This window comes from Shigella dysenteriae (assembly GCF_022354085.1).
Lineage (GTDB): Bacteria > Pseudomonadota > Gammaproteobacteria > Enterobacterales > Enterobacteriaceae > Escherichia > Escherichia coli.
In genome coordinates, this window is sequence record NZ_CP055055.1 from 4380989 (window position 1) to 4402521 (window position 21533).

The 21533-nt window shown below is 52.8% G+C and carries 22 protein-coding genes; 8 read left to right on the forward strand and 14 right to left on the reverse strand.

Going from position 1 to position 21533, the window contains the following annotated elements; genetic code table 11:
- The first annotated feature begins 42 nt into the window (after positions 1-42).
- The 8 genes from nirC (at position 43) to frlR (ending at position 7831) form a co-directional block, all read left to right on the forward strand.
- Positions 43-849 (forward strand): nitrite transporter NirC, encoded by an 807-nt coding sequence (gene nirC / locus HUZ68_RS21025; protein ID WP_000493556.1) that lies wholly within the window; start codon positions 43-45, stop codon positions 847-849.
- An 18-nt stretch (positions 850-867) separates the two neighbouring features.
- Positions 868-2241: a siroheme synthase CysG gene (gene cysG, locus HUZ68_RS21030; protein WP_000349855.1), complete on the forward strand. Its 1374-nt coding sequence runs from the start codon at positions 868-870 to the stop codon at positions 2239-2241.
- 254 nt (positions 2242-2495) lie between these two features.
- Entirely contained in the window at positions 2496-2663 is a 168-nt protein-coding gene (locus tag HUZ68_RS21035) for a YhfL family protein (RefSeq protein ID WP_001031834.1), read from the forward strand.
- Positions 2664-2957: 294 nt separating this feature from the next.
- A complete protein-coding gene (gene frlA / locus HUZ68_RS21040) occupies positions 2958-4295 on the forward strand; it encodes a fructoselysine/psicoselysine transporter (RefSeq protein ID WP_000535505.1) in 1338 nt (445 codons plus the stop codon).
- 20 nt (positions 4296-4315) lie between these two features.
- Positions 4316-5338, forward strand: coding sequence for a fructoselysine 6-phosphate deglycase (gene frlB / locus HUZ68_RS21045; protein ID WP_001315879.1), 1023 nt, complete (start codon positions 4316-4318; stop codon positions 5336-5338).
- 49 nt (positions 5339-5387) lie between these two features.
- Positions 5388-6218: a fructoselysine 3-epimerase gene (gene frlC / locus HUZ68_RS21050; RefSeq protein ID WP_000847834.1), complete on the forward strand. Its 831-nt coding sequence runs from the start codon at positions 5388-5390 to the stop codon at positions 6216-6218.
- Positions 6215-7000 (forward strand): fructoselysine 6-kinase, encoded by a 786-nt coding sequence (gene frlD / locus HUZ68_RS21055; RefSeq protein ID WP_000853361.1) that lies wholly within the window; start codon positions 6215-6217, stop codon positions 6998-7000. The genes frlC and frlD overlap by 4 nt, the downstream gene beginning before the upstream one ends.
- A 99-nt stretch (positions 7001-7099) precedes the next feature.
- On the forward strand, positions 7100-7831 hold the full coding sequence (gene frlR, locus HUZ68_RS21060) for a DNA-binding transcriptional regulator FrlR (protein ID WP_001276847.1): 732 nt from the start codon (positions 7100-7102) through the stop codon (positions 7829-7831).
- A gap of 151 nt (positions 7832-7982) precedes the next feature.
- On the opposite strand, the gene HUZ68_RS21065 is transcribed toward frlR, so the two are convergent.
- From HUZ68_RS21065 to aroB, 14 genes are all read right to left on the reverse strand, one after another.
- Positions 7983-9068, reverse strand: coding sequence for an aminotransferase class I/II-fold pyridoxal phosphate-dependent enzyme (locus tag HUZ68_RS21065; RefSeq protein ID WP_000847144.1), 1086 nt, complete (start codon positions 9066-9068; stop codon positions 7983-7985).
- Positions 9069-9079: 11 nt separating this feature from the next.
- Positions 9080-10384: a YhfT family protein gene (locus tag HUZ68_RS21070; protein WP_000366862.1), complete on the reverse strand. Its 1305-nt coding sequence runs from the start codon at positions 10382-10384 to the stop codon at positions 9080-9082.
- 11 nt (positions 10385-10395) lie between these two features.
- The gene (locus HUZ68_RS21075) at positions 10396-10749 is read right to left on the reverse strand and encodes a DUF2620 domain-containing protein (protein WP_001297518.1); all 354 of its coding nucleotides are present in this window, start codon (positions 10747-10749) and stop codon (positions 10396-10398) included.
- 10 nt (positions 10750-10759) lie between these two features.
- The gene (locus tag HUZ68_RS21080) at positions 10760-11638 is read right to left on the reverse strand and encodes a phosphotriesterase-related protein (protein ID WP_000007010.1); all 879 of its coding nucleotides are present in this window, start codon (positions 11636-11638) and stop codon (positions 10760-10762) included.
- Entirely contained in the window at positions 11635-12861 is a 1227-nt protein-coding gene (locus tag HUZ68_RS21085; RefSeq protein ID WP_000090635.1) for a phosphopentomutase, read from the reverse strand. The genes HUZ68_RS21080 and HUZ68_RS21085 overlap by 4 nt, the downstream gene beginning before the upstream one ends.
- The gene (locus HUZ68_RS21090) at positions 12861-14024 is read right to left on the reverse strand and encodes a YhfX family PLP-dependent enzyme (RefSeq protein ID WP_000497341.1); all 1164 of its coding nucleotides are present in this window, start codon (positions 14022-14024) and stop codon (positions 12861-12863) included. The genes HUZ68_RS21085 and HUZ68_RS21090 overlap by 1 nt, the downstream gene beginning before the upstream one ends.
- A gap of 83 nt (positions 14025-14107) precedes the next feature.
- Positions 14108-14470 (reverse strand): PRD domain protein, encoded by a 363-nt coding sequence (locus HUZ68_RS21095; RefSeq protein ID WP_001295165.1) that lies wholly within the window; start codon positions 14468-14470, stop codon positions 14108-14110.
- A gap of 16 nt (positions 14471-14486) precedes the next feature.
- Positions 14487-15392, reverse strand: coding sequence for a GntR family transcriptional regulator YhfZ (yhfZ, locus tag HUZ68_RS21100; protein WP_001254820.1), 906 nt, complete (start codon positions 15390-15392; stop codon positions 14487-14489).
- Between the two features lie 268 nt (positions 15393-15660).
- Positions 15661-16665 (reverse strand): tryptophan--tRNA ligase, encoded by a 1005-nt coding sequence (trpS, locus tag HUZ68_RS21105; RefSeq protein WP_000165553.1) that lies wholly within the window; start codon positions 16663-16665, stop codon positions 15661-15663.
- Positions 16658-17416 carry a phosphoglycolate phosphatase gene (gene gph / locus HUZ68_RS21110; protein ID WP_000032688.1) on the reverse strand — a complete coding sequence of 253 codons (759 nt, stop codon included), beginning with the start codon at positions 17414-17416 and terminating at the stop codon, positions 16658-16660. The genes trpS and gph overlap by 8 nt, the downstream gene beginning before the upstream one ends.
- Positions 17409-18086 (reverse strand): ribulose-phosphate 3-epimerase, encoded by a 678-nt coding sequence (rpe, locus tag HUZ68_RS21115; protein ID WP_000816280.1) that lies wholly within the window; start codon positions 18084-18086, stop codon positions 17409-17411. The genes gph and rpe overlap by 8 nt, the downstream gene beginning before the upstream one ends.
- Positions 18087-18103: 17 nt before the next feature.
- Complete coding sequence (gene dam, locus HUZ68_RS21120; protein WP_000742143.1) at positions 18104-18940, reverse strand: adenine-specific DNA-methyltransferase; 837 nt, start codon at positions 18938-18940, stop codon at positions 18104-18106.
- Between the two features lie 106 nt (positions 18941-19046).
- On the reverse strand, positions 19047-20333 hold the full coding sequence (gene damX / locus HUZ68_RS21125) for a cell division protein DamX (RefSeq protein ID WP_000343195.1): 1287 nt from the start codon (positions 20331-20333) through the stop codon (positions 19047-19049).
- Between the two features lie 91 nt (positions 20334-20424).
- Positions 20425-21513, reverse strand: a complete 1089-nt coding sequence (gene aroB / locus HUZ68_RS21130) for a 3-dehydroquinate synthase (protein ID WP_239593970.1) — start codon at positions 21511-21513, stop codon at positions 20425-20427.
- Positions 21514-21533 lie beyond the last annotated feature (20 nt).

A 21533-nucleotide genomic window follows, 5' to 3' on the forward strand; every position in this document is an offset into this window, starting at 1 on the left:
TTTGTTTTATTTTTTTGTTTTTATTTTTTAAAGGATAATCAAATGTTTACAGACACTATTAATAAGTGTGCGGCTAACGCTGCGCGCATTGCACGCCTGTCGGCAAATAACCCGCTCGGCTTTTGGGTCAGCTCCGCCATGGCGGGCGCGTATGTGGGTCTTGGGATCATCTTGATTTTCACGCTCGGTAATTTGCTCGACCCGTCCGTACGTCCGCTGGTGATGGGCGCGACCTTTGGTATCGCCTTAACGCTGGTGATTATCGCCGGTTCTGAACTGTTCACCGGACACACCATGTTCCTCACCTTTGGGGTAAAAGCGGGCAGCATCAGCCACGGGCAAATGTGGGCAATCCTGCCGCAAACCTGGCTGGGTAACCTGGTCGGTTCCGTCTTCGTTGCCATGCTCTATAGCTGGGGTGGCGGTAGCCTGCTGCCGGTAGATACCAGCATCGTTCACTCCGTCGCGCTGGCTAAAACCACTGCACCGGCAATGGTACTGTTCTTCAAAGGTGCATTGTGTAACTGGCTGGTTTGCCTGGCTATCTGGATGGCGCTGCGCACTGAAGGGGCGGCGAAATTTATCGCTATCTGGTGGTGTCTGCTGGCATTTATCGCGTCCGGCTACGAGCACTCCATCGCTAACATGACGCTGTTCGCGCTCTCCTGGTTCGGCAACCACAGCGAAGCCTACACGCTGGCGGGTATTGGTCATAACCTGCTGTGGGTGACGCTGGGTAATACTTTATCAGGTGCCGTATTCATGGGATTGGGTTATTGGTATGCTACGCCGAAAGCGAATCGTCCGGTTGCGGACAAATTTAATCAAACTGAAACGGCTGCCGGTTAATTACTAAGGGGTTTTTACGTGGATCATTTGCCTATATTTTGCCAATTACGCGATCGCGACTGTCTGATTGTCGGCGGTGGTGATGTCGCGGAACGCAAAGCAAGGTTGCTGTTAGACGCAGGCGCTCGCTTAACGGTGAATGCATTAGCGTTTATTCCACAGTTCACCGCATGGGCAGATGCAGGCATGTTAACCCTCGTCGAAGGGCCATTTGATGAAAGCCTTCTCGACACCTGCTGGCTGGCGATTGCAGCGACGGATGATGACGCGCTTAACCAGCGCGTCAGCGAAGCCGCTGAAGCTCGTCGCATCTTCTGTAACGTGGTCGATGCGCCGAAAGCTGCCAGCTTCATTATGCCGTCGATTATTGACCGCTCACCGCTGATGGTGGCGGTTTCCTCTGGCGGTACTTCTCCGGTTCTGGCGCGCCTGTTGCGCGAAAAACTCGAATCACTGCTGCCGCTGCATCTGGGCCAGGTAGCGAAATACGCCGGGCAGTTACGCGGTCGGGTAAAACAACAGTTCGCCACGATGGGTGAACGCCGCCGCTTCTGGGAAAAACTGTTCGTTAACGACCGTCTGGCGCAGTCGCTGGCGAACAACGATCAGAAAGCCATTACTGAAACCACCGAACAGTTAATCAACGAACCGCTCGACCATCGCGGTGAAGTGGTGCTGGTTGGTGCAGGTCCGGGCGATGCCGGGCTGCTGACGCTGAAAGGACTGCAACAAATTCAGCAGGCAGATGTGGTGGTCTACGACCGTCTGGTTTCTGACGATATTATGAATCTGGTACGCCGCGATGCTGATCGCGTTTTCGTCGGCAAACGCGCGGGATACCACTGTGTACCGCAGGAAGAGATTAACCAGATCCTGCTGCGGGAAGCGCAAAAAGGCAAACGCGTGGTGCGGCTGAAAGGTGGCGATCCGTTTATTTTTGGCCGTGGTGGCGAAGAGCTGGAAACACTGTGCAACGCGGGTATTCCGTTCTCGGTGGTTCCGGGTATTACCGCAGCTTCTGGTTGCTCTGCCTATTCGGGTATTCCGCTCACGCATCGCGATTATGCCCAGAGCGTGCGCTTAATTACCGGACACTTAAAAACCGGTGGCGAGCTGGACTGGGAAAACCTGGCGGCAGAAAAACAGACGCTGGTGTTCTATATGGGGCTGAATCAGGCTGCGACTATTCAGCAAAAGCTGATTGAACACGGTATGCCTGGCGAAATGCCGGTAGCAATTGTCGAAAACGGAACAGCAGTCACGCAGCGCGTGATTGACGGTACGCTCACACAACTGGGCGAACTGGCGCAGCAAATGAACAGTCCATCGCTAATTATTATTGGTCGGGTTGTTGGCCTGCGCGATAAACTGAACTGGTTCTCCAACCATTAATTTAATCAGGGCCAGAGAATTCTGGCCTTTTTCGTTTACAACTCTCTTTATATATTCAGCAGATAAAAATATAACTCATTAACAAAAATCATTTGTTTTTGCCCCGTTATATTCACCGTTACAGCGACTTACAAAATTAAGTCATTCACTCACTGACGCCGATTAAATATTCCTGTATCGTTCTTAATGAGCAGTCTACTTATATTCATATAATCAATGAATATTAATCAATATATAATACATAGGGAATGTAAATGAACAAATTTATTAAAGTTGCACTGGTAGGTGCGGTACTGGCTACGTTAACTGCATGTACTGGTCATATTGAAAACCGTGATAAGAACTGCTCTTACGACTACCTGCTGCACCCGGCAATTTCTATTTCTAAAATCATTGGCGGTTGCGGTCCTACTGCACAGTAAGTCTCTGACAGAAATCGGCTAACACCGGTTTAATTGCCCGACGCCCTCTGGATTTTCCGAGGGCGTATTTGTTTCTATGTCCTTCTTGCCCCCGCCCGTAAAAATATTTTCACTTTAAATTCAATTTGATAAATACATCCATTAGCCACAGCGCGATCCTGTGCGAAATTTTGTGATCTTCCTCCACATTACATAACATCATATGTTGTTATATTCATCATGCATTGTCATGTTACCTTTTAAATGACTGCAAACTCTCCCCTACAACGTATTGGACAAGAAAAAGGTATCGCTATGGGAAGCCAGGAACTCCAACGCAAGCTCGGATTTTGGGCCGTTCTTGCAATCGCCGTCGGGACAACCGTCGGCTCCGGTATTTTTGTATCTGTGGGTGAAGTGGCAAAAGCAGCGGGCACGCCGTGGCTTACGGTGCTCGCGTTTGTCATTGGCGGGTTAATTGTGATCCCGCAAATGTGCGTCTATGCGGAACTATCCACCGCTTATCCGGAAAATGGCGCAGATTATGTTTATCTGAAAAATGCCGGAAGCCGACCGCTGGCTTTCCTCTCCGGCTGGGCCAGCTTCTGGGCCAACGATGCGCCGTCATTGTCGATTATGGCGCTGGCGATTGTCAGCAATCTTGGCTTTTTAACGCCTATCGATCCGTTGCTCGGTAAATTTATCGCCGCCGGATTAATTATCGCCTTTATGTTGCTACACCTGCGCTCCGTTGAAGGCGGCGCAGCGTTTCAGACGCTAATTACCATCGCCAAAATTATCCCGTTCACTATCGTCATTGGCCTTGGGATCTTCTGGTTTAAAGCGGAGAATTTTGCCGCCCCTACCACCACTGCGATTGGCGCAACGGGCAGCTTTATGGCGCTGCTGGCGGGGATCTCTGCCACCAGTTGGTCGTATACCGGCATGGCCTCTATCTGTTATATGACCGGCGAAATTAAAAACCCCGGAAAAACCATGCCACGAGCGCTGATTGGTTCCTGTCTGCTGGTTCTGGTGCTCTACACCCTGCTGGCGCTGGTGATTTCCGGCCTGATGCCCTTCGACAAACTCGCCAATTCTGAAACGCCGATTTCCGACGCCCTGACCTGGATCCCCGCACTCGGCAGCACCGCTGGGATCTTTGTTGCCATCACGGCGATGATCGTCATTCTTGGTTCGCTTTCCAGCTGCGTGATGTACCAGCCGCGGCTGGAATACGCGATGGCGAAAGACAACCTGTTCTTTAAATGCTTCGGCCATGTGCATCCGAAATACAACACGCCGGATGTCTCCATCATCCTGCAAGGGGCGCTGGGGATCTTCTTCATCTTCGTTTCCGATCTCACCAGCCTGCTGGGTTATTTCACCCTGGTGATGTGTTTCAAAAATACCCTCACCTTCGGCTCCATCATCTGGTGTCGTAAACGCGACGATTACAAACCGCTGTGGCGTACTCCGGCTTTCGGGCTGATGACCACCCTCGCCATTGCGTCAAGCCTCATTCTGGTCGCCTCAACCTTTGTCTGGGCACCGATTCCCGGCCTTATCTGCGCCGTCATCGTTATTGCTACTGGTCTGCCTGCTTACGCCTTCTGGGCGAAGCGTAGCCGCCAGCTCAACGCTTTGTCGTAATGTTATCTGGAGAAAATAAAATGTTGGATATTGATAAAAGCACCGTGGACTTTCTGGTCACCGAAAATATGGTTCAGGAAGTGGAAAAAGTTCTCAGCCATGACGTTCCGCTGGTGCACACCATCGTGGAAGAGATGGTGAAGCGCGACATTGATCGTATTTATTTCGTTGCCTGCGGATCGCCACTCAACGCGGCGCAAACGGCGAAACATCTGGCGGATCGCTTTTCCGATCTTCAGGTCTACGCCATTTCCGGCTGGGAGTTCTGCGATAACACCCCGTATCGCCTCGACGATCGTTGCGCGGTGATTGGCGTTTCTGACTACGGTAAAACGGAAGAGGTAATCAAAGCGCTGGAGCTGGGCCGGGCCTGCGGCGCACTCACTGCGGCGTTCACCAAACGCGCGGACAGCCCGATTACCTCGGCGGCGGAATTTAGCATTGATTATCAGGCCGACTGTATCTGGGAAATTCACCTGCTGCTCTGCTACAGCGTGGTGCTGGAGATGATCACCCGCCTCGCGCCGAACGCGGAAATCGGCAAGATCAAAAACGATCTCAAGCAATTGCCGAATGCGCTCGGTCATCTGGTACGCACCTGGGAAGAAAAAGGCCGCCAGCTTGGTGAACTGGCCAGCCAGTGGCCGATGATTTATACCGTTGCTGCGGGTCCGCTGCGTCCGCTGGGTTACAAAGAAGGCATTGTAACGCTGATGGAATTTACCTGGACGCACGGCTGCGTGATTGAGAGCGGAGAGTTCCGCCATGGCCCGCTGGAGATTGTCGAACCGGGCGTTCCGTTCCTGTTCCTGCTCGGCAATGATGAAAGTCGCCACACCACCGAACGCGCCATTAACTTTGTTAAACAGCGTACTGACAACGTGATCGTCATCGATTACGCCGAAATTTCGCAAGGGCTGCACCCGTGGCTGGCACCGTTCCTGATGTTCGTGCCAATGGAGTGGCTCTGCTACTACCTGTCTATTTACAAAGATCACAACCCGGATGAACGCCGCTATTACGGTGGTCTGGTGGAATATTAATCCCTCTCCCGGCCCGGCAACGGGCCGAATTTACGCAAGGAGTTACCCGATGAAAACAGGTATGTTTACCTGCGGCCACCAGCGGCTGCCTATTGAACACGCATTTCGTGATGCAAGCGAGCTGGGTTACGACGGCATCGAAATTTGGGGCGGTCGCCCGCACGCGTTCGCGCCGGACTTAAAAGCGGGCGGCATCAAACAAATCAAGGCGCTGGCGCAGACGTATCAGATGCCGATTATCGGCTATACGCCAGAAACCAACGGCTATCCGTATAACATGATGCTGGGCGATGAACATATGCGTCGCGAAAGCCTCGACATGATCAAGCTGGCGATGGATATGGCAAAAGAGATGAACGCGGGTTATACGCTGATTTCCGCGGCCCACGCGGGCTATCTCACGCCACCTAATGTTATCTGGGGACGGCTGGCAGAGAACCTAAGCGAACTGTGTGAGTACGCGGAAAACATCGGCATGGATCTAATCCTCGAACCGTTAACGCCGTATGAATCGAACGTCGTGTGTAATGCTAATGATGTGCTTCATGCGCTGGCGCTGGTGCCTTCGCCGCGCCTGTTCAGCATGGTCGACATTTGCGCGCCGTATGTCCAGGCGGAACCGGTGATGAGTTATTTCGACAAACTGGGCGATAAATTACGTCATCTGCATATTGTCGACAGCGACGGGGCCAGCGACACGCATTACATTCCTGGAGAAGGCAAAATGCCGCTGAGGGAACTGATGCGCGATATTATCGACCGGGGCTATGAGGGTTACTGTACGGTGGAGCTGGTGACGATGTATATGAACGAGCCCAGACTCTATGCCCGCCAGGCGCTGGAACGCTTTCGCGCGCTGCTGCCGGAGGATGAGAGATGAAAACCCTGGCGACAATCGGCGATAACTGCGTCGATATCTACCCGCAACTGAATAAAGCGTTTTCTGGCGGTAATGCGGTCAATGTGGCGGTGTACTGCACTCGCTACGGCATACAGCCGGGATGCATTACCTGGGTGGGTGACGATGACTACGGCACAAAGCTGAAGCAGGATCTCGCCCGCATGGGCGTCGATATCAGCCATGTCCATACGAAACACGGCGTTACCGCACAAACTCAGGTGGAACTGCACGACAATGATCGCGTTTTTGGCGACTACACCGAAGGCGTGATGGCCGACTTTGCCCTGAGTGAAGAGGATTACGCCTGGCTGGCGCAGTATGACATTGTGCACGCGGCAATCTGGGGACATGCGGAAGACGCATTCCCACAGCTGCACGCTGCGGGCAAACTTACCGCTTTCGACTTCTCCGACAAGTGGGACAGCTCGCTCTGGCAGACACTGGTGCCGCATCTCGATTTTGCCTTTGCCTCCGCACCGCAAGAAGACGAAGCGCTGCGTCTGAAGATGAAAGCGATTGTTGCCCGTGGCGCAGGCGTGGTGATTGTCACGCTGGGTGAAAACGGCAGCATTGCCTGGGATGGCGCGCAGTTCTGGCGTCAGGCTCCTGAACCGGTGACGGTTATCGACACCATGGGTGCCGGAGATTCGTTCATTGCCGGATTCCTTTGCGGCTGGTCTGCGGGGATGACATTACCGCAGGCGATGGCGCAGGGAACGGCGTGCGCGGCGAAAACCATTCAGTACCACGGTGCCTGGTAGGTATAACGTTGGCGTGAGCATCTTCACGCCAACGTGCTGTTACTTGCCGGAAAACGACCCTATAATCCGAGTAATTCATTCTTTATTTCAGGGTCGATTATGTCAGCTACGGACCGCTACTCTCATCAACTCCTCTACGCTACCGTCCGCCAGCGACTGCTGGATGATATCGCGCAGGGGGTTTACCAGGCCGGGCAACAGATCCCTACCGAAAACGAGCTTTGTACGCAATATAACGTCAGCCGCATTACTATTCGCAAAGCTATCAGCGACTTAGTGGCAGACGGCGTACTGATCCGCTGGCAGGGCAAAGGCACCTTTGTACAAAGCCAGAAGGTCGAAAACGCCCTGCTGACCGTCAGTGGTTTTACCGATTTTGGCGTCTCACAAGGCAAGGCGACGAAAGAGAAAGTGATCGAGCAGGAACGAGTCAGCGCCGCGCCGTTTTGCGAAAAGCTGAACATCCCTGGCAACAGCGAAGTGTTCCATCTTTGCCGGGTGATGTATCTCGATAAAGAGCCGCTGTTTATTGATAGTTCCTGGATCCCACTGTCGCGTTATCCTGACTTTGATGAGATTTACGTTGAAGGAAGCTCCACTTATCAGTTATTTCAGGAGCGTTTCGACACGCGAGTGGTCAGCGACAAAAAGACCATCGATATCTTTGCCGCCACCCGCCCGCAGGCAAAATGGCTGAAATGCGAACTGGGCGAACCGTTGTTTCGCATCAGCAAAATCGCCTTTGATCAGAATGACAAACCGGTGCACGTCTCCGAACTCTTCTGCCGCGCCAATCGCATCACCTTAACGATTGATAATAAAAGACATTAACCGTAGGCCGGATAAGATGCGCCAGCATCGCATCCGGCGATGCTGGCGCGTTGAATTTTACATCCCGTACGTTCCCCTCACCCTAACCCTCTCCCCAAAGGGGCGAGGGGACCGTTCAGTACGGAATTTAGCTTGACGGTGCTATCCAGCATTAAATACTGGCAATACTCTCACGCAAAATCCGCAGCACCGTCTCTTCACCGCTGCGATTCGGGTTAATGCGAATCGCACAATGTTCTGATTGTGGATTCGCCTGGCGAAACGTTCCGGAAAGGCGATAAAAGAGCGGCGGGATTTCATATTTCGACTCTGCACCCACCGGGTAAGGCAAGGCACCGCGCTTTTGCGCCTCTTCCAGCACTCTGGCGGCAATCGGCTGATGAAACTCGACAATCAACACCTTCGACTGCGCATTAGCAATCACCGCGCTTTTCACTTCCGGCACCGCACCACCGTTAAGCAAAGCCAGCAACCGTTCAGATACCCCTGCCTGCACCGCGTGCATCACTGGCGCAAACACCAGACCACGCAATACTTCCAGCGCCTGTGCGCCCTGGATCTGGCTACCGCCGGAGTAAAGCGTGGCGCGAATACGGTTGATAACATCAGCATCGCCGACCACTGCACCAACACCCTCTGGCCCAAATAGCTTGAAGCAGGAAAATGTCGAGACATTCGCGCCGCATTCACAGCCGATTCGCGCCACCTTCATCACCGCATAGTTGTCATCGGTTAACGCTGGAACACCTGCCGCGCGCAACGTTGCCAGCACATCTGCCAGCACGTAGCTGTCCTGCGGCTGCTGGCGCGTATGCTGCACCAGCGCCGCATCCGGTTGTTGCTCGTCGACGACCTGCTTCAGTGCCGACAGGTCATTGAAATCAACAGTAATAAGCGTCAGCCCCATCTGCTCAATAATAACCCGTGTCGTCGGGTAAACAGGCGCGTCATGCACCAGAAGACGCTGCCCCGGTTTGAGCAAAGCCGCCAGCCCGGCGCGAATCGCGCCAGTCCCCGCGCCCTGCACCAGCGCCGCAGCCTGTGCGTGAAATGCATCAGCCAGCACCTGTTCCACACGCTGGGTAACGCGCGGTTGATTCAGTCCTGGCGTTAAGCCTAAATCACCGCCAGTAAGAAACTCGCTGCCGGGGAAATGGCGACAAATGCTATCCACCAGCGCAAACTGCTTTTGCTGCGCCTCAATAATCGTCAGGCTTTGCAGAGGAAACGTCTTCATAGGTGCCTTCCTTAAGCCGGAACGAACAGGCCAAGCCAGTAAAGAACATTCAGCAGAATACCGGTGATCATTACTGCCACGACCGGTGCCGCCATTTTCTGTACCGGACGGCCCAGGGATTCGTTGAGGAAGTAAATGGCAACCGCGATAGAGAATCCGGTATAACCCGCCATCTTAATTGCTGCGAAAATCGAACCGACCAGCAGCGCCACTTCCATCAGCATATTCATGGCGTTACGGATGTTATCCGACGCATTACGCACCGACGGATAGCGCCCCAGCCATTTGCCGATCGAACGAAGCAATAAAACTTCTGCCGAAATAACCACTGCACCTAATACCGCTGCAACCATCGGATTCGGCGAGAGATAGCCCACCGCATAAACAAAGGTAAAGCCCGCAACTGCATACACACCCGTTGCTAACGCGGTGGTGGCAATCAACGGCACAAACCCCAGTCCGCGCATAAATTCTGCCAGAGCCGCCTGATTAATCAGCGTTTGCGATTGTTCCGGCGTTACGCCTGCGGAATATGCTTTCTCCAGTGTGAAGATCGACACTTCACTGCCAGCAAAAATCTTCATGCTGGCAACGGCGGCAATCAATGCTCCCACGATGGCGATATAGGGTAAGTTTTTGATAATCCGTGACGTGCGTTCTTCAAACACCGAAAGCCCGCTGGCATCAATGTCATTTTCATCACGATGACGCAGGTCGTGAGTTATCGCGATCCCCAGCAGCATCACCATGCCAATAAAGATTTCGATGGATTCAGGGTTAAGATGTGGGAAATAGCGCACGACTACCACACGGGTCATCAGTACCACCACGGCGGCGATCAGACTTTGCTTCCAGCCAAACTGGTAGAAAATCGCCACCAGCGGGAACAGTGCAAAAGCTGAAACCACCGGCGAGCTTAATTCCCCCAGGCTACCTAATACATCCACCGGCAGCGCGGTCAGCAGCTGGTTTACTGGCAACAGGCAAGTAAGGATCAACACGCCCCAGATAGCGCCAAGACCAAACGCCATCAGGCTGTTTATCGCCAGTACGCCGAGGATATCGGTAGGAAGAAAGAGTAACCATGCGTTGAGCAGCCCGGTTTTCAGGGTAAAAGAGATCCCCACCGAGGCCACAAAACCAATGCTCAGACCAAAAGCGATACTCCCCGCCTCGCGACGATTCATATAGCCTTCAATCAGTTGCGGCAGGATCGGGCGGATGCCGTCATGAAAAACAGCCGCCGAGCGATGCGCCAGAAGCGATGTCATACCCGTCAGGCACGCCACCACGATAATCTGAATATACAGATCCATAGTCGTGCCTTTTATTTCAGATGGTTAATCAGCATCGGAATCGCGTGTTCGACGTGCTCAACGGAAAGGCCAAACGCCACTTTCCCTTCAGCGATCATTTTGGCGATATGCTCGTCTTTCGCTTTAATGCCTGGTTTGGCAATGGTGCAACTTTTGTTATAGCCAATCACCGCGATGGCAATCGACAATGCCGCGCCCGCACCGGTATTACACGCACCGATGTAGTAATCCAGTTGCCCGGATTTCACTTTCATTGCCGCTTCCATGTCGTTGTGAATGAAAACTTCAAAACTGCCAGGAGCCGTCGCTTCAATGGTTTTTTTAATCTGCTCACGCTGTAAGCCTGCAACGCCAATCTTTTTCATGAGTCTGTCCTTATTGGAAAAATTGAGAGGGATTTTCACGTAACATCACATCCACATCGGCCTGACTGAATCCTGACTGGCGCAATTGCGGAATAAAGGTGGTCAATAAATAGTCATAGCCATAACCACCATTGGCTTTTAAATGGGAGCGGCGCGTAATATCCATCGACAGCATGACGCGGTTCAGCAACCCACGGTCACGTAGCGCGTGGAGCATCGCAATGCGCTTTTCGTCCGGGTAGTAACTGTTCTTACCAATGGTGTCGAACTGCACGTACGCGCCGAGATCGATCATCTTCAAAATGTTGTCGAGATTGTCTTTCAGATCGCAGTGACCAACGGTGACGCGCGAAAGATCAACTCCGTGGGCTTGCAACAGAGCCAGTTGTTCCAGCCCCATGGTGCTGAACGAAGTATGCGTGGAGATCGGGCGTCCGGTCTGGTTATGCGCCAGCGCAGCGGCAATAAATACCTTCTCTTCCAGCGGCGTAATCTTTCCTTCGCTGGTGCCGATCTCCGCGATGATCCCGGCTTTCAGCTCCGTGCCATCGATACCCTGTTCAATTTCATCGACCATCTCCTGCGCCAGTTCCTGCACGCTGCGGGTCGCCACATGTTCCGGGAAAAACGCGTCCTGGTAATAACCGGTACAGGCCACCACGTTGATCCCCGTCTCGCGCATTACATCAAGCATAAATTGCGCATTGCGCCCCATGTAACGGTTGGTCATCTCAATCACATTACGCACGCCCCGGGTCATCAGGTCGTTCATCTCCTGGCAAATGAACGCATACTGATCAAGGCGGCAGTCCACGTTGTTTTTAAAGCCGGAGAGATCAATATGCAGATGCTCATGGGCGAGGGTGTAACCCGTCGGATCAAAACTCATAGGGTGTCTCCTGCAAACCGGAGGGAGGAAAGAAAAGAGCGACCATTTTGTGGCGGTGGCGCACGGAAAAATTCACACACGGTAGCCCCCACATCAGAAAGCGTGGTGCGAACACCTAGCTGAGTAGCAGCCAGGCCTTGCTGATAAACCAGCACTGGCACCACTTCGCGGGTATGGTGGCTGTGACCAATGGTCGGATCGTTACCGTGATCCGCCATGACGATCAGGCAGTCATCTGGCTGCATCGCCTCAACAAGCCGGGCAAGGTTACGGTCAACGACCTGCAAACGTTCGGCATAACGTGCGACGTCTTCTGCATGACCAGCGAGGTCGGTTTCCTGGATATTGGTGCAAATAAACGCCGTCGGATGCGTGTTAAATTCGTCGAGGGTGATATCCATAATCCGCTGGCTATCCACCAGGTTTTGCCAGCTCACGCCATAAGGATTGCTGACGATATCTGCCACCTTACCCACCAGCACGGTTGGCACGCCCGCCTCATACAGTTTTTGCGGCACCTGCACTTTTTCATCAACACCGTAGCCCATATGCACGACCTGGAAACCGTTGTCATAAGCGCCAGAACGCGGCGCATTAATACCAATAAAGCGCCCTTCTTTGCTTTCTGCGGCATCGAGAATACGCTGACTGTTGGTTAACAGGCCGCCAAATGTAATGACCCGACCGACCTGTACCTGCTCACGCACGATACGACCAATTTTGATTGCGTCGTCAAAAGAGATCACAGAGAGATTGGCGGTGATGTTATAGACCTGGCCTAAATCCGCCTCGAGATTATCGCCAATCGCAACCGCCTGATTGACCCACAGAAATTGCAGATCATCGCCACGGCGCTCCACCTGCCAACCGGCGGATACTAATGCCTGCTCAACACGGTCAATCACATCGCGAAAAGGCATCCGCAGCGGCGGTAACGGGCGCGTGCCTAAAATTTCCTGATGCCCCATAAAGGTATCGCCACCTTCATGTTGCAGCTCTGCCACGCCCCAGGTTGCGGAGTCTGACGGCTGCATATCGCCTGGCGCATAACCCAATGTGTTGATTAGCCCCAGCTTCTCCAGCGTTGGTAGCTGCAAATGCGGCAACTGGCTCAGGATGTGACCACAGGTATTCGCCCCGGCATCCTGCGGGCGCACCAGCGTGACATCTTTCATTGCCCCTACGCCAAAGCTATCAATCACTAACACCACAAATCGCGCCATTACGCCCCCAGAGAGTTTCCAAGACTGTCATAACGACCGACGATTTCCGGTTCGCCACGATGAATACCAGACACCAGCACCACATCACTGCGGGTGACAAAAATCTGCGTGCGAAAACAGAGCACTACTGCACTGCTTACCGGAAACTCGCCTGCCAGCGGCAGGGTGTAGTCGATACTGCTGTCATCCACAGTTTTGAGATTGGTTTCAGTAATCTTTTGATTTTCTGGCGTAAACACCAGCGCATGTTGCGCGTGACCACGACGGTAGTAACCGCCGCCGTAGCAGTAGCTGTCGCCACGGAAAAAATGGGAGATTTCACTTAACCAGAGCATCGCGATACGTTCAGGCTGATCGCCCTGCTGGTTTGCCGGAATAGTGCCCGTCAGCGCATGACCGGGTTCGGCATGAGTCACACCGTATTGCGCCAGCAATGGCAGCGAAGTGCAGCTGGTCGCTGAAGGCGCGTTCAGTTGCTCAATCGCAATACCAGATTTCGCCAGTTGATCCCGTGCTTGTACCAGCGTGTGAAGATTCGGTGTCGGCAAAACTTTCCCGGCAGCCTCATCCCAAAGCAGGCAAGGGAAATGGGTTAGTCCCGCCAAATGCAGCCCCGGCAGTTTCTTAATTTCAGCAACCACCTCGTGCAGCGAATGCTGTACAAAACCGCTCTCCTGCCCCGGATAAAGAAAATCATCGTCGCTATAAACTTTGAGCAGCACAGACTGGATTCGCCCGGCCTTCACCGCCGCCGCAGAAACTTCCCGCGCTTTGTCGAGAGTAAACACGGTGATGACGTCGGTGCCCTGTTCAACGGCGTCAGCAACCTGATGACAAGGGATTTGTACCAGATGCCCCTGATGCGCCACCGGCAAACCAGCGCGGCGCATGACTCGCGCCTCTTTGTAATCCACCGCCACAATGCCGCTGTAGCCCAACGCCAGCAGTTTTTCCGCCAGCCATGGGTTACGACCGAATTGTTTGGTCATCAGATACAGTTCAATGCCGTAAAGCCGCGCCGTCTCAATCAGCCGCTTACCGTTTTCCAGTATCTGATCCACGTCGATCACCCAGCTGTCCGGGGCGATTTTGCCCTGCTGCCACAAACTTAGTGCGGCGGAAATCAGCGCCGGGTTCTGGCGTTTCAATGCTTCTACAAACATCTTGTTGCCTCGTTTCTGTTCCTTGAATTAAATATTCATTTTTTTGAATATTTAGGTTGTGCGACGTGGATTTGTCAGGAGCTTCAAACCTCTTCGTTAGCAGCCATCCATAATCCATAAAGGTTGGCCAGCAAATAGCCTTCTTCACACGGGTTAACTTCCAGTGCGAATTCCTTCAACAACACCTGATGCAATTGCACAACGGCTTGCCAGTGGCTGGATTGCGCCAGCTCTGCCAGCAATTCGTTATCCAGCGGCTCTATTTCTTCACCACGGCGACTGCGCATCAGTGCACTCGCCATATGTGTCATCGCCATCGTTCCTTGCTCACTGCGCACCGGCAGATGGCACTCTGTTTCCAGTACGTTGACGACCTGCATCATGCCTTTGCAGATGTCCTTATCAATAACGCCTGCCTCGCAAAGCAGGTTGAGTCTGGTTTCCATATCAGATGCCTTTCGTTTAATAACTCGGTTCCTGTTCCCCACTCACTACCCGTTGTTGATGGGCGAGCAGGGCGTGTTTATCTACAACGGCACGCAGCAGTTGTTGCATTGGGTAATCATCGACTCGCGTCAGGACCACGGCTTCGGTGGCCTGTAAAAATCGCGGATCGTCTGTGAGCGGCGTCGCCTCTAATCCCAGCATGGTCAGTTCGTTTTCCGCCACCACGTTCCAGATCACCGCATCGACATCGCCTTTAACAATGCGTTGTAAACTCTCGTGATAAGAGAGATCGACTCGTTCCACATCACTACCGCCAAAAAAAACATCGGTCATGATTTTCTGATCCGCCGAACGGTTATCCAGCCCCACGCGCTTCACGTTTGCGGACTCGCCTTTACGGCAAATCAACTGGTGCTCGCCAACGTAGGTGTGCGGCCCCAACTCCAGCGCGAGGCATAACCCTTTTTGCGTGAGATAACTTTCCGCCGCCAGTCGGGAAACCACCGCCATGTCATACACGCCGTTAAGTAAACACTCCACGCGAATATCCGCGCCGCGCATATGCGCATAGTAAAAAGGAATGCCATCAAACTGAGCTTTCAGCCCGCTCGCTAAACCTTCGTACAAGCGGGTATAGGGCAAAGGCATCGCACATACCACGTTGTTGATATCCACATGACTCAGCAATGCTTTGTTATCCATCTCGACCAGATAACTGCCATTGCGCCCACGGCGTTCAATCCGTATCGCTCCGCTTGATTCCAGCGTTTTCAACGCGGCCTGCGTCAGGCCAACCGATGAACGGCATTCAGTTGCCAGCTCATCTATGGTTTTCAACCTATTACCGCATTTTTCACCCAACAAATAACGGGCCAGCGTCGTGATAACGACGCCTTCTTTTTTGATAAACGTTCGACGCATAATATATTTTCAATAAAATGAATGTTTATATCTTCATTAAAATGAAGATAAGTGGCAACTGTGAGATGTGGAAACGGCGAGGCGCTTCACATTTTTTCGGATTATTGCAAATGAGGATAAAAAAACCGGGTTTCCCCGGTTTCAGAGTGATGACGAAGTGATTTATTCGACAATGCGAGCAAAGGGTAATTCCCACTGGCGCTTGCCTGCTCCCCTCACCCTAACCCTCTCCCCAAAGGGGCGAGGGGACCGTCCGAGCGTTTTGATATTACGGCTTCGCCACAAAACCAATCGCTTCGTACACCGCTTTCAGCGTACGGGAAGCGTGTACACTGGCTTTTTCTGCGCCGTCTTTCATCACCTGTTGCAGGAAGGCTTCATCGTTGCGGAAACGATGATAGCGTTCCTGCAATTCAGTCAGCATACCGGAAACGGCATCAGCCACTTCACCTTTCAGATGACCATACATCTTGCCTTCGAACTGTTTTTCCAGTTCTGGGATGCTCTGGCCCGTTACCGCAGAAAGGATATCCAGCAGGTTGGAAACGCCCGCTTTGTTCTGCACATCGTAGCGAACTACCGGCGGCTCGTCGGAGTCAGTGACCGCGCGTTTGATTTTCTTCACTACCGATTTCGGATCTTCCAGCAGGCCGATAACGTTATTGCGGTTATCGTCAGACTTGGACATCTTCTTGGTCGGCTCCAGCAGCGACATTACGCGCGCGCCAGATTTCGGAATAAACGGCTCCGGCACCTTAAAGATCTCGCCATACAGCGCGTTGAAACGCTGGGCGATATCGCGACTCAGTTCCAGGTGCTGTTTCTGGTCTTCACCCACCGGTACCAGATTAGTTTGATACAGCAGGATGTCCGCAGCCATCAGCACCGGATAGTCAAACAGACCAGCGTTGATGTTCTCGGCATAACGCGCAGATTTATCTTTAAACTGGGTCATGCGGCTCAGTTCGCCGAAGTAGGTATAGCAGTTCAGTGCCCAGCCTAACTGCGCATGTTCTGGTACGTGGGACTGAACAAAAATGGTGCTTTTCTCAGGATCGATACCACAAGCCAGATACAAGGCCAGCGTATCCAGCGTCGCTTTACGCAGCTTCTGTGCATCCTGGCGCACGGTGATCGCGTGTTGGTCAACGATACAGTAAATGCAATGGTAGTCATCCTGCATGTTTACCCACTGACGCAGCGCACCCATGTAGTTACCAATGGTCAATTCACCTGAGGGCTGTGCGCCACTAAAAACGATGGGCTTAGTCATTTTTCGATTCCTGATTTTCGCTATGCGGAAGCCCTAATGCGGGCAGAAGGTCATTTATAGACTGATAAATTACATCAGGCTGGCTGAGATCGATAGCCTCGCCGTAGTTATATCCGTAGGTTAAGCCAACTGATGGGCAACCTGCCGCTTTTGCCGCCTGAATATCATTGCGTGAGTCGCCGACAAACAGCATCTCTTGTGGGGCAATTCCCATCCGCTCAGCCACCAGTAACAGCGGGTCCGGATGCGGTTTTTTGTTTTGCACATCATCGCCGCCGATAACCACGCTAAAGTATTTGGCAATATCTAAGGCTTCGAGCAGCGGCGCGACGAACGGCGTCGGTTTGTTGGTGACCAGGCCTAGCGGCAGGCCTTTAGCCTGCAACGCGCCCAACGTATCGGCAACGTGCGGGAACAAAAACGTCCCCTCTTCGGCAACCTCGCTATAGTAGCGATCGAACAGTTTACGCAGAATACGTACCTGTTCTTCTGCCGGAATGTCGTCATCAACGGGCGGTTTACCCATTGTTTTACGCAGAGTCGCACGTTCCTGACGCGCCCAGGCCAATGCACGCTCCATCAGAACATCTGCGCCGTTACCAATCCAGGTAATAACGCGTTCTTCACCTGCGACGGGTAACTCCAACGCATACAGCGCCATATCTACCGCAGCAGCAAGACCGGGAGCACTGTCCACCAGCGTACCGTCGAGATCAAAAGCGACGCCGCGAATATCTTCAAACTTACTCATGACTTACCTTTGCCAGTTCACTGCGCATTTCATCAATGACTTTTTTATAGTCTGGCTGGTCGAAGATTGCCGAACCGGCGACGAACATATCCGCGCCCGCCGCAGCGATTTCGCCAATGTTGTTCACCTTCACGCCACCGTCCACTTCCAGACGAATGTCAAAGCCAGACTCGTCGATACGGCGACGTACTTCGCGCAGTTTATCCAGTGTTTGAGGAATGAAAGACTGACCGCCGAAACCAGGATTGACGGACATCAGCAGGATCACATCCAGCTTATCCATCACGTAATCCAGATAGCTCAGAGGTGTCGCCGGGTTAAATACCAGACCCGCTTTACAGCCATTTTCTTTAATCAGTTGCAGCGTGCGGTCAACATGCTCGGAGGCTTCTGGATGAAAGGTAATGATGCTGGCACCAGCGGCAGCGAAATCAGGCACAATGCGATCGACGGGTTTCACCATCAGATGTACGTCGATAGGGGCGGTAATGCCATAGTTACGCAAGGATTTCAGCACCATTGGCCCAATCGTCAGATTGGGAACATAGTGGTTATCCATGACGTCAAAATGCACGACATCAGCGCCAGCTGCCAGGGCTTTTGCGGTATCTTCACCCAGGCGGGCAAAATCAGCCGACAGAATTGAGGGGGCAATCAAATACTGTTTCATCCGCTTCTCCTTGAGAATTATTTTTTCGCGGGTGAAACGACTCCTGGTTTGTACAAAGCCAGCAGTTCGTCCACCTTTTTACGTGTGCCGCCGTTGCTGCTTATACTGCGTCGAACTTTGACGACATGCAATTTTGCGCGCTGATACCACTCACGCGTTAACATCGTATCGTGATTGGAGATCAGCACTGGAATATGGCGCTCAACCAGACCTTCGGCGATCTCCGCCAGATGCGCTTGTTGTTCAAGCGTAAAACTGTTTGTGTGATACGCCGTAAAGTTGGCGGTCGCAGACAGCGGTGCATAAGGCGGATCGCAATAGACGACGGATGCATCATCTGCGCGCGCCATGCTATCGGCGTAAGACTCACAATAGAAAAAGGCATTCTGCGCTTTTTCAGCGAAGTGATACAACTCTGCTTCCGGGAAATAGGGTTTTTTGTAGCGGCCAAACGGCACATTAAACTCACCGCGCAGATTGTAACGACACAGGCCGTTGTAACCGTAGCGGTTCAAATATAAAAACAGTACCGCCCGACGGAACGGATCCTGGCTTTTGTTGAACTCTTCGCGGAACTGATAGTAAACCTCGGCGCAATTTGTTTCGGGAACAAACAGCTCGCGTGCGGCCTGTACGTACTCATCAGTACGCATCTTCACAATGTTATAGAGACTGATCAGGTCGCTATTGATATCGGCAAGGATATAACGAGAAAAGTCGGTGTTGAGAAACACCGACCCGGCACCTACAAAAGGCTCAACCAGACATTCGCCCTTGGGCAAATGCCGTTTAATATCATCAAGCAGGGGATACTTGCCCCCTGCCCACTTCAAAAAAGCGCGATTTTTCTTCATGCTGACTAACTAATTACACCTTCTCCGGCTGTGGAGAAAGCTCCGACAGCATCCAGCGCTTCAGGCAACTCCCGCAACGATAAACCATTGCGGGAGATAACCTTGATTACTTCAGATCGGCCTGTACCTGACGCAGCGGTTTCGCCCACGGGTTTTTGGCCTGGACATCTGCTGGCAATGTAGATACCGCTTTTTTCGCCTCTTCTTTCGAAGCGTACACGCCAGAAACCAGGACATACCACGGCTGACCATTACGCGTCGTTTCATAGACAACGTAGTTTTTCAGATTCTCTTTCTTCGCCCAACCGTTCAGGTTGTCGTAGTTAGAGGAACTGCTCAGCTGCAGAGTGTAATGGCTGGACGGTGCCGATTTCAACGAACCCACATTACCTGCGGTCTTCCCTCCAGCGGCTGGTGTTGCCGTGGTTTGCGCCGGGGATGCCGTCTGTACTGGAGCCGTAGTCGCCGTCTCTTTTGGTGCTGGCGTAGAAGTCGCAGCCGGTGCCTTCGTGCTCGCCACAGGAGCAGCTGGTTCAGTACGCTTCGGCGTCTGTGCTACCGGCTTCGGTTCCGTTTTCACGGTTGCTTGCGGTTTTTTCGGTTCAATCACCGCCTGCTGACGAGCTGGACGCGTAGTGGCCGGACGTTCAGCAGTTTGCGTTTTCGCCGTGTCACGCGATGCATTGCCATTGCGTACTGGCGCGACAGTTGCTGGTTCAGTCGGCAATGTAGAATTGACCGCCACATTGTTCAACTGTTGCTGATTTTGTGGCTGGGTCAGCGCATTGTTCAGGTCACCCTGCACTTCAACACGTTGTTGACCATCCGTTGCCGCCGGGGTTTGCCCTTGAGTCGGCGTAGAAGAGATCGGTGGCAGAGAAACATCCTGCTGAGTATTTTCCGCAGACGTGGTTCCCGGCGCTGGCTGCACCCCATTCGCCTGATCGGTCGCATTGCCTGCAAGATCAATACTCTTCTCGCCAGACGCGGTTTGATCGCTGGAAGAGGTCGAGGGGGCTTTTAGCGCAGAACCGATACCGATGATCAACAGCAGTAGAACCAAAATGCCGACGCCCATCATCATATACTGACGAGAAGCGGGTTTACTGGCTGCTTTTTTGCGCTTACGCGGACGACGCTCTACGCGCTCTTCATCCACGGTTTCATCTTCGGATTCGTCAATTTCTTCTTCGATTTCCGGTTCCTCATTGCGCTCTTTTTGCGCACGAGTCGGACGGCGATCGTCAGTGTCATCAAGTTCAATATCATCAAAATTGATCTGCGGTTCGCCACGTTCAGTACGCTCAGAACGTTCAGAAGATTGACGAGAACGACCAGTACGACGATCGCTGGGATCGGGTTTCAGCTCGTCTTCTGGTTTGAATTCATCCATTTAACACCCCACTAAAAGGTTAATGCTTACCACGTTGCAATTAACCTGAAGCTAATAGACCGCTTGATAAGCGGCCTGACCTTTCTTGTTGTTACGCTGATTGACAATCGGCAATGGCGTTAAGAACAAGCTCGTGCGAAACGCCGCTGCGAACTTCACTCTTACCAATTGCCAACGGAAGAATTAAGCGTATCTCTCCCGCAAGGACTTTCTTGTCACGCAGCATATGCGGTAAATACGCCTGCGCGGACATTTCGCGCGGCCCATTGACCGGTAACCCAGCCCGCTTGAGCAGGGTTATAATACGCTGCGTTTCGGCAGAACTAAACTGCCCGAGACGTTCCGACGTCCGCGCCGCCATCACCATACCCGCAGCGACCGCTTCACCATGTAACCAATTGCCATACCCCATTTCAGCTTCAATGGCATGACCAAAGGTGTGTCCCAGATTCAGTAAAGCACGTAACCCGGTTTCGCGCTCGTCGGCGGCGACAACTTCTGCCTTCAGTTCACAACAACGGCGAATACAGTACGCCATTGCCGGACCGTCCAGACGCAACAACGCATCCAGATTCTCTTCCAGCCAGTTAAAAAACGCACCGTCAAGAATAATGCCGTATTTGATGACTTCTGCCAGCCCCGACGCTAACTCACGCGGGGGAAGCGTTTTCAGACAGTCGAGATCCACCACCACTGAAGCAGACTGGTAGAACGCGCCAATCATGTTTTTACCGAGGGGATGGTTGACCGCAGTTTTGCCGCCAACGGAGGAATCGACCTGCGACAGTAACGTCGTCGGGACTTGAATGAAACGAACACCGCGCTGATAACTCGCCGCCGCGAAGCCGGTCAGATCGCCCACTACGCCGCCGCCAAGCGCCACCAGCGTAGTATCGCGACCATGCGGCTTTTGTAACAACGCCGTAAAGACGGTATCGAGTACAGCCAGGCTTTTATACTGCTCGCCGTCAGGGAGGATAACGCTATCGACGTTAACACCCGCCTGTTCAAGTACGCCGCGGACCTTATCGAGATACAGAGGAGCCAGGGTTTCGTTGGTGACCAACATGACCTGCTCGCCCGATTTCAGCGGTAAGAATGAAGCTGGTTCATTAAACAAACCAGATGCGATGGTAATTGGGTAACTACGTTCCCCGAGAGTAACGACAATCCTCTCCATAACGCGACATCCACCTTAAT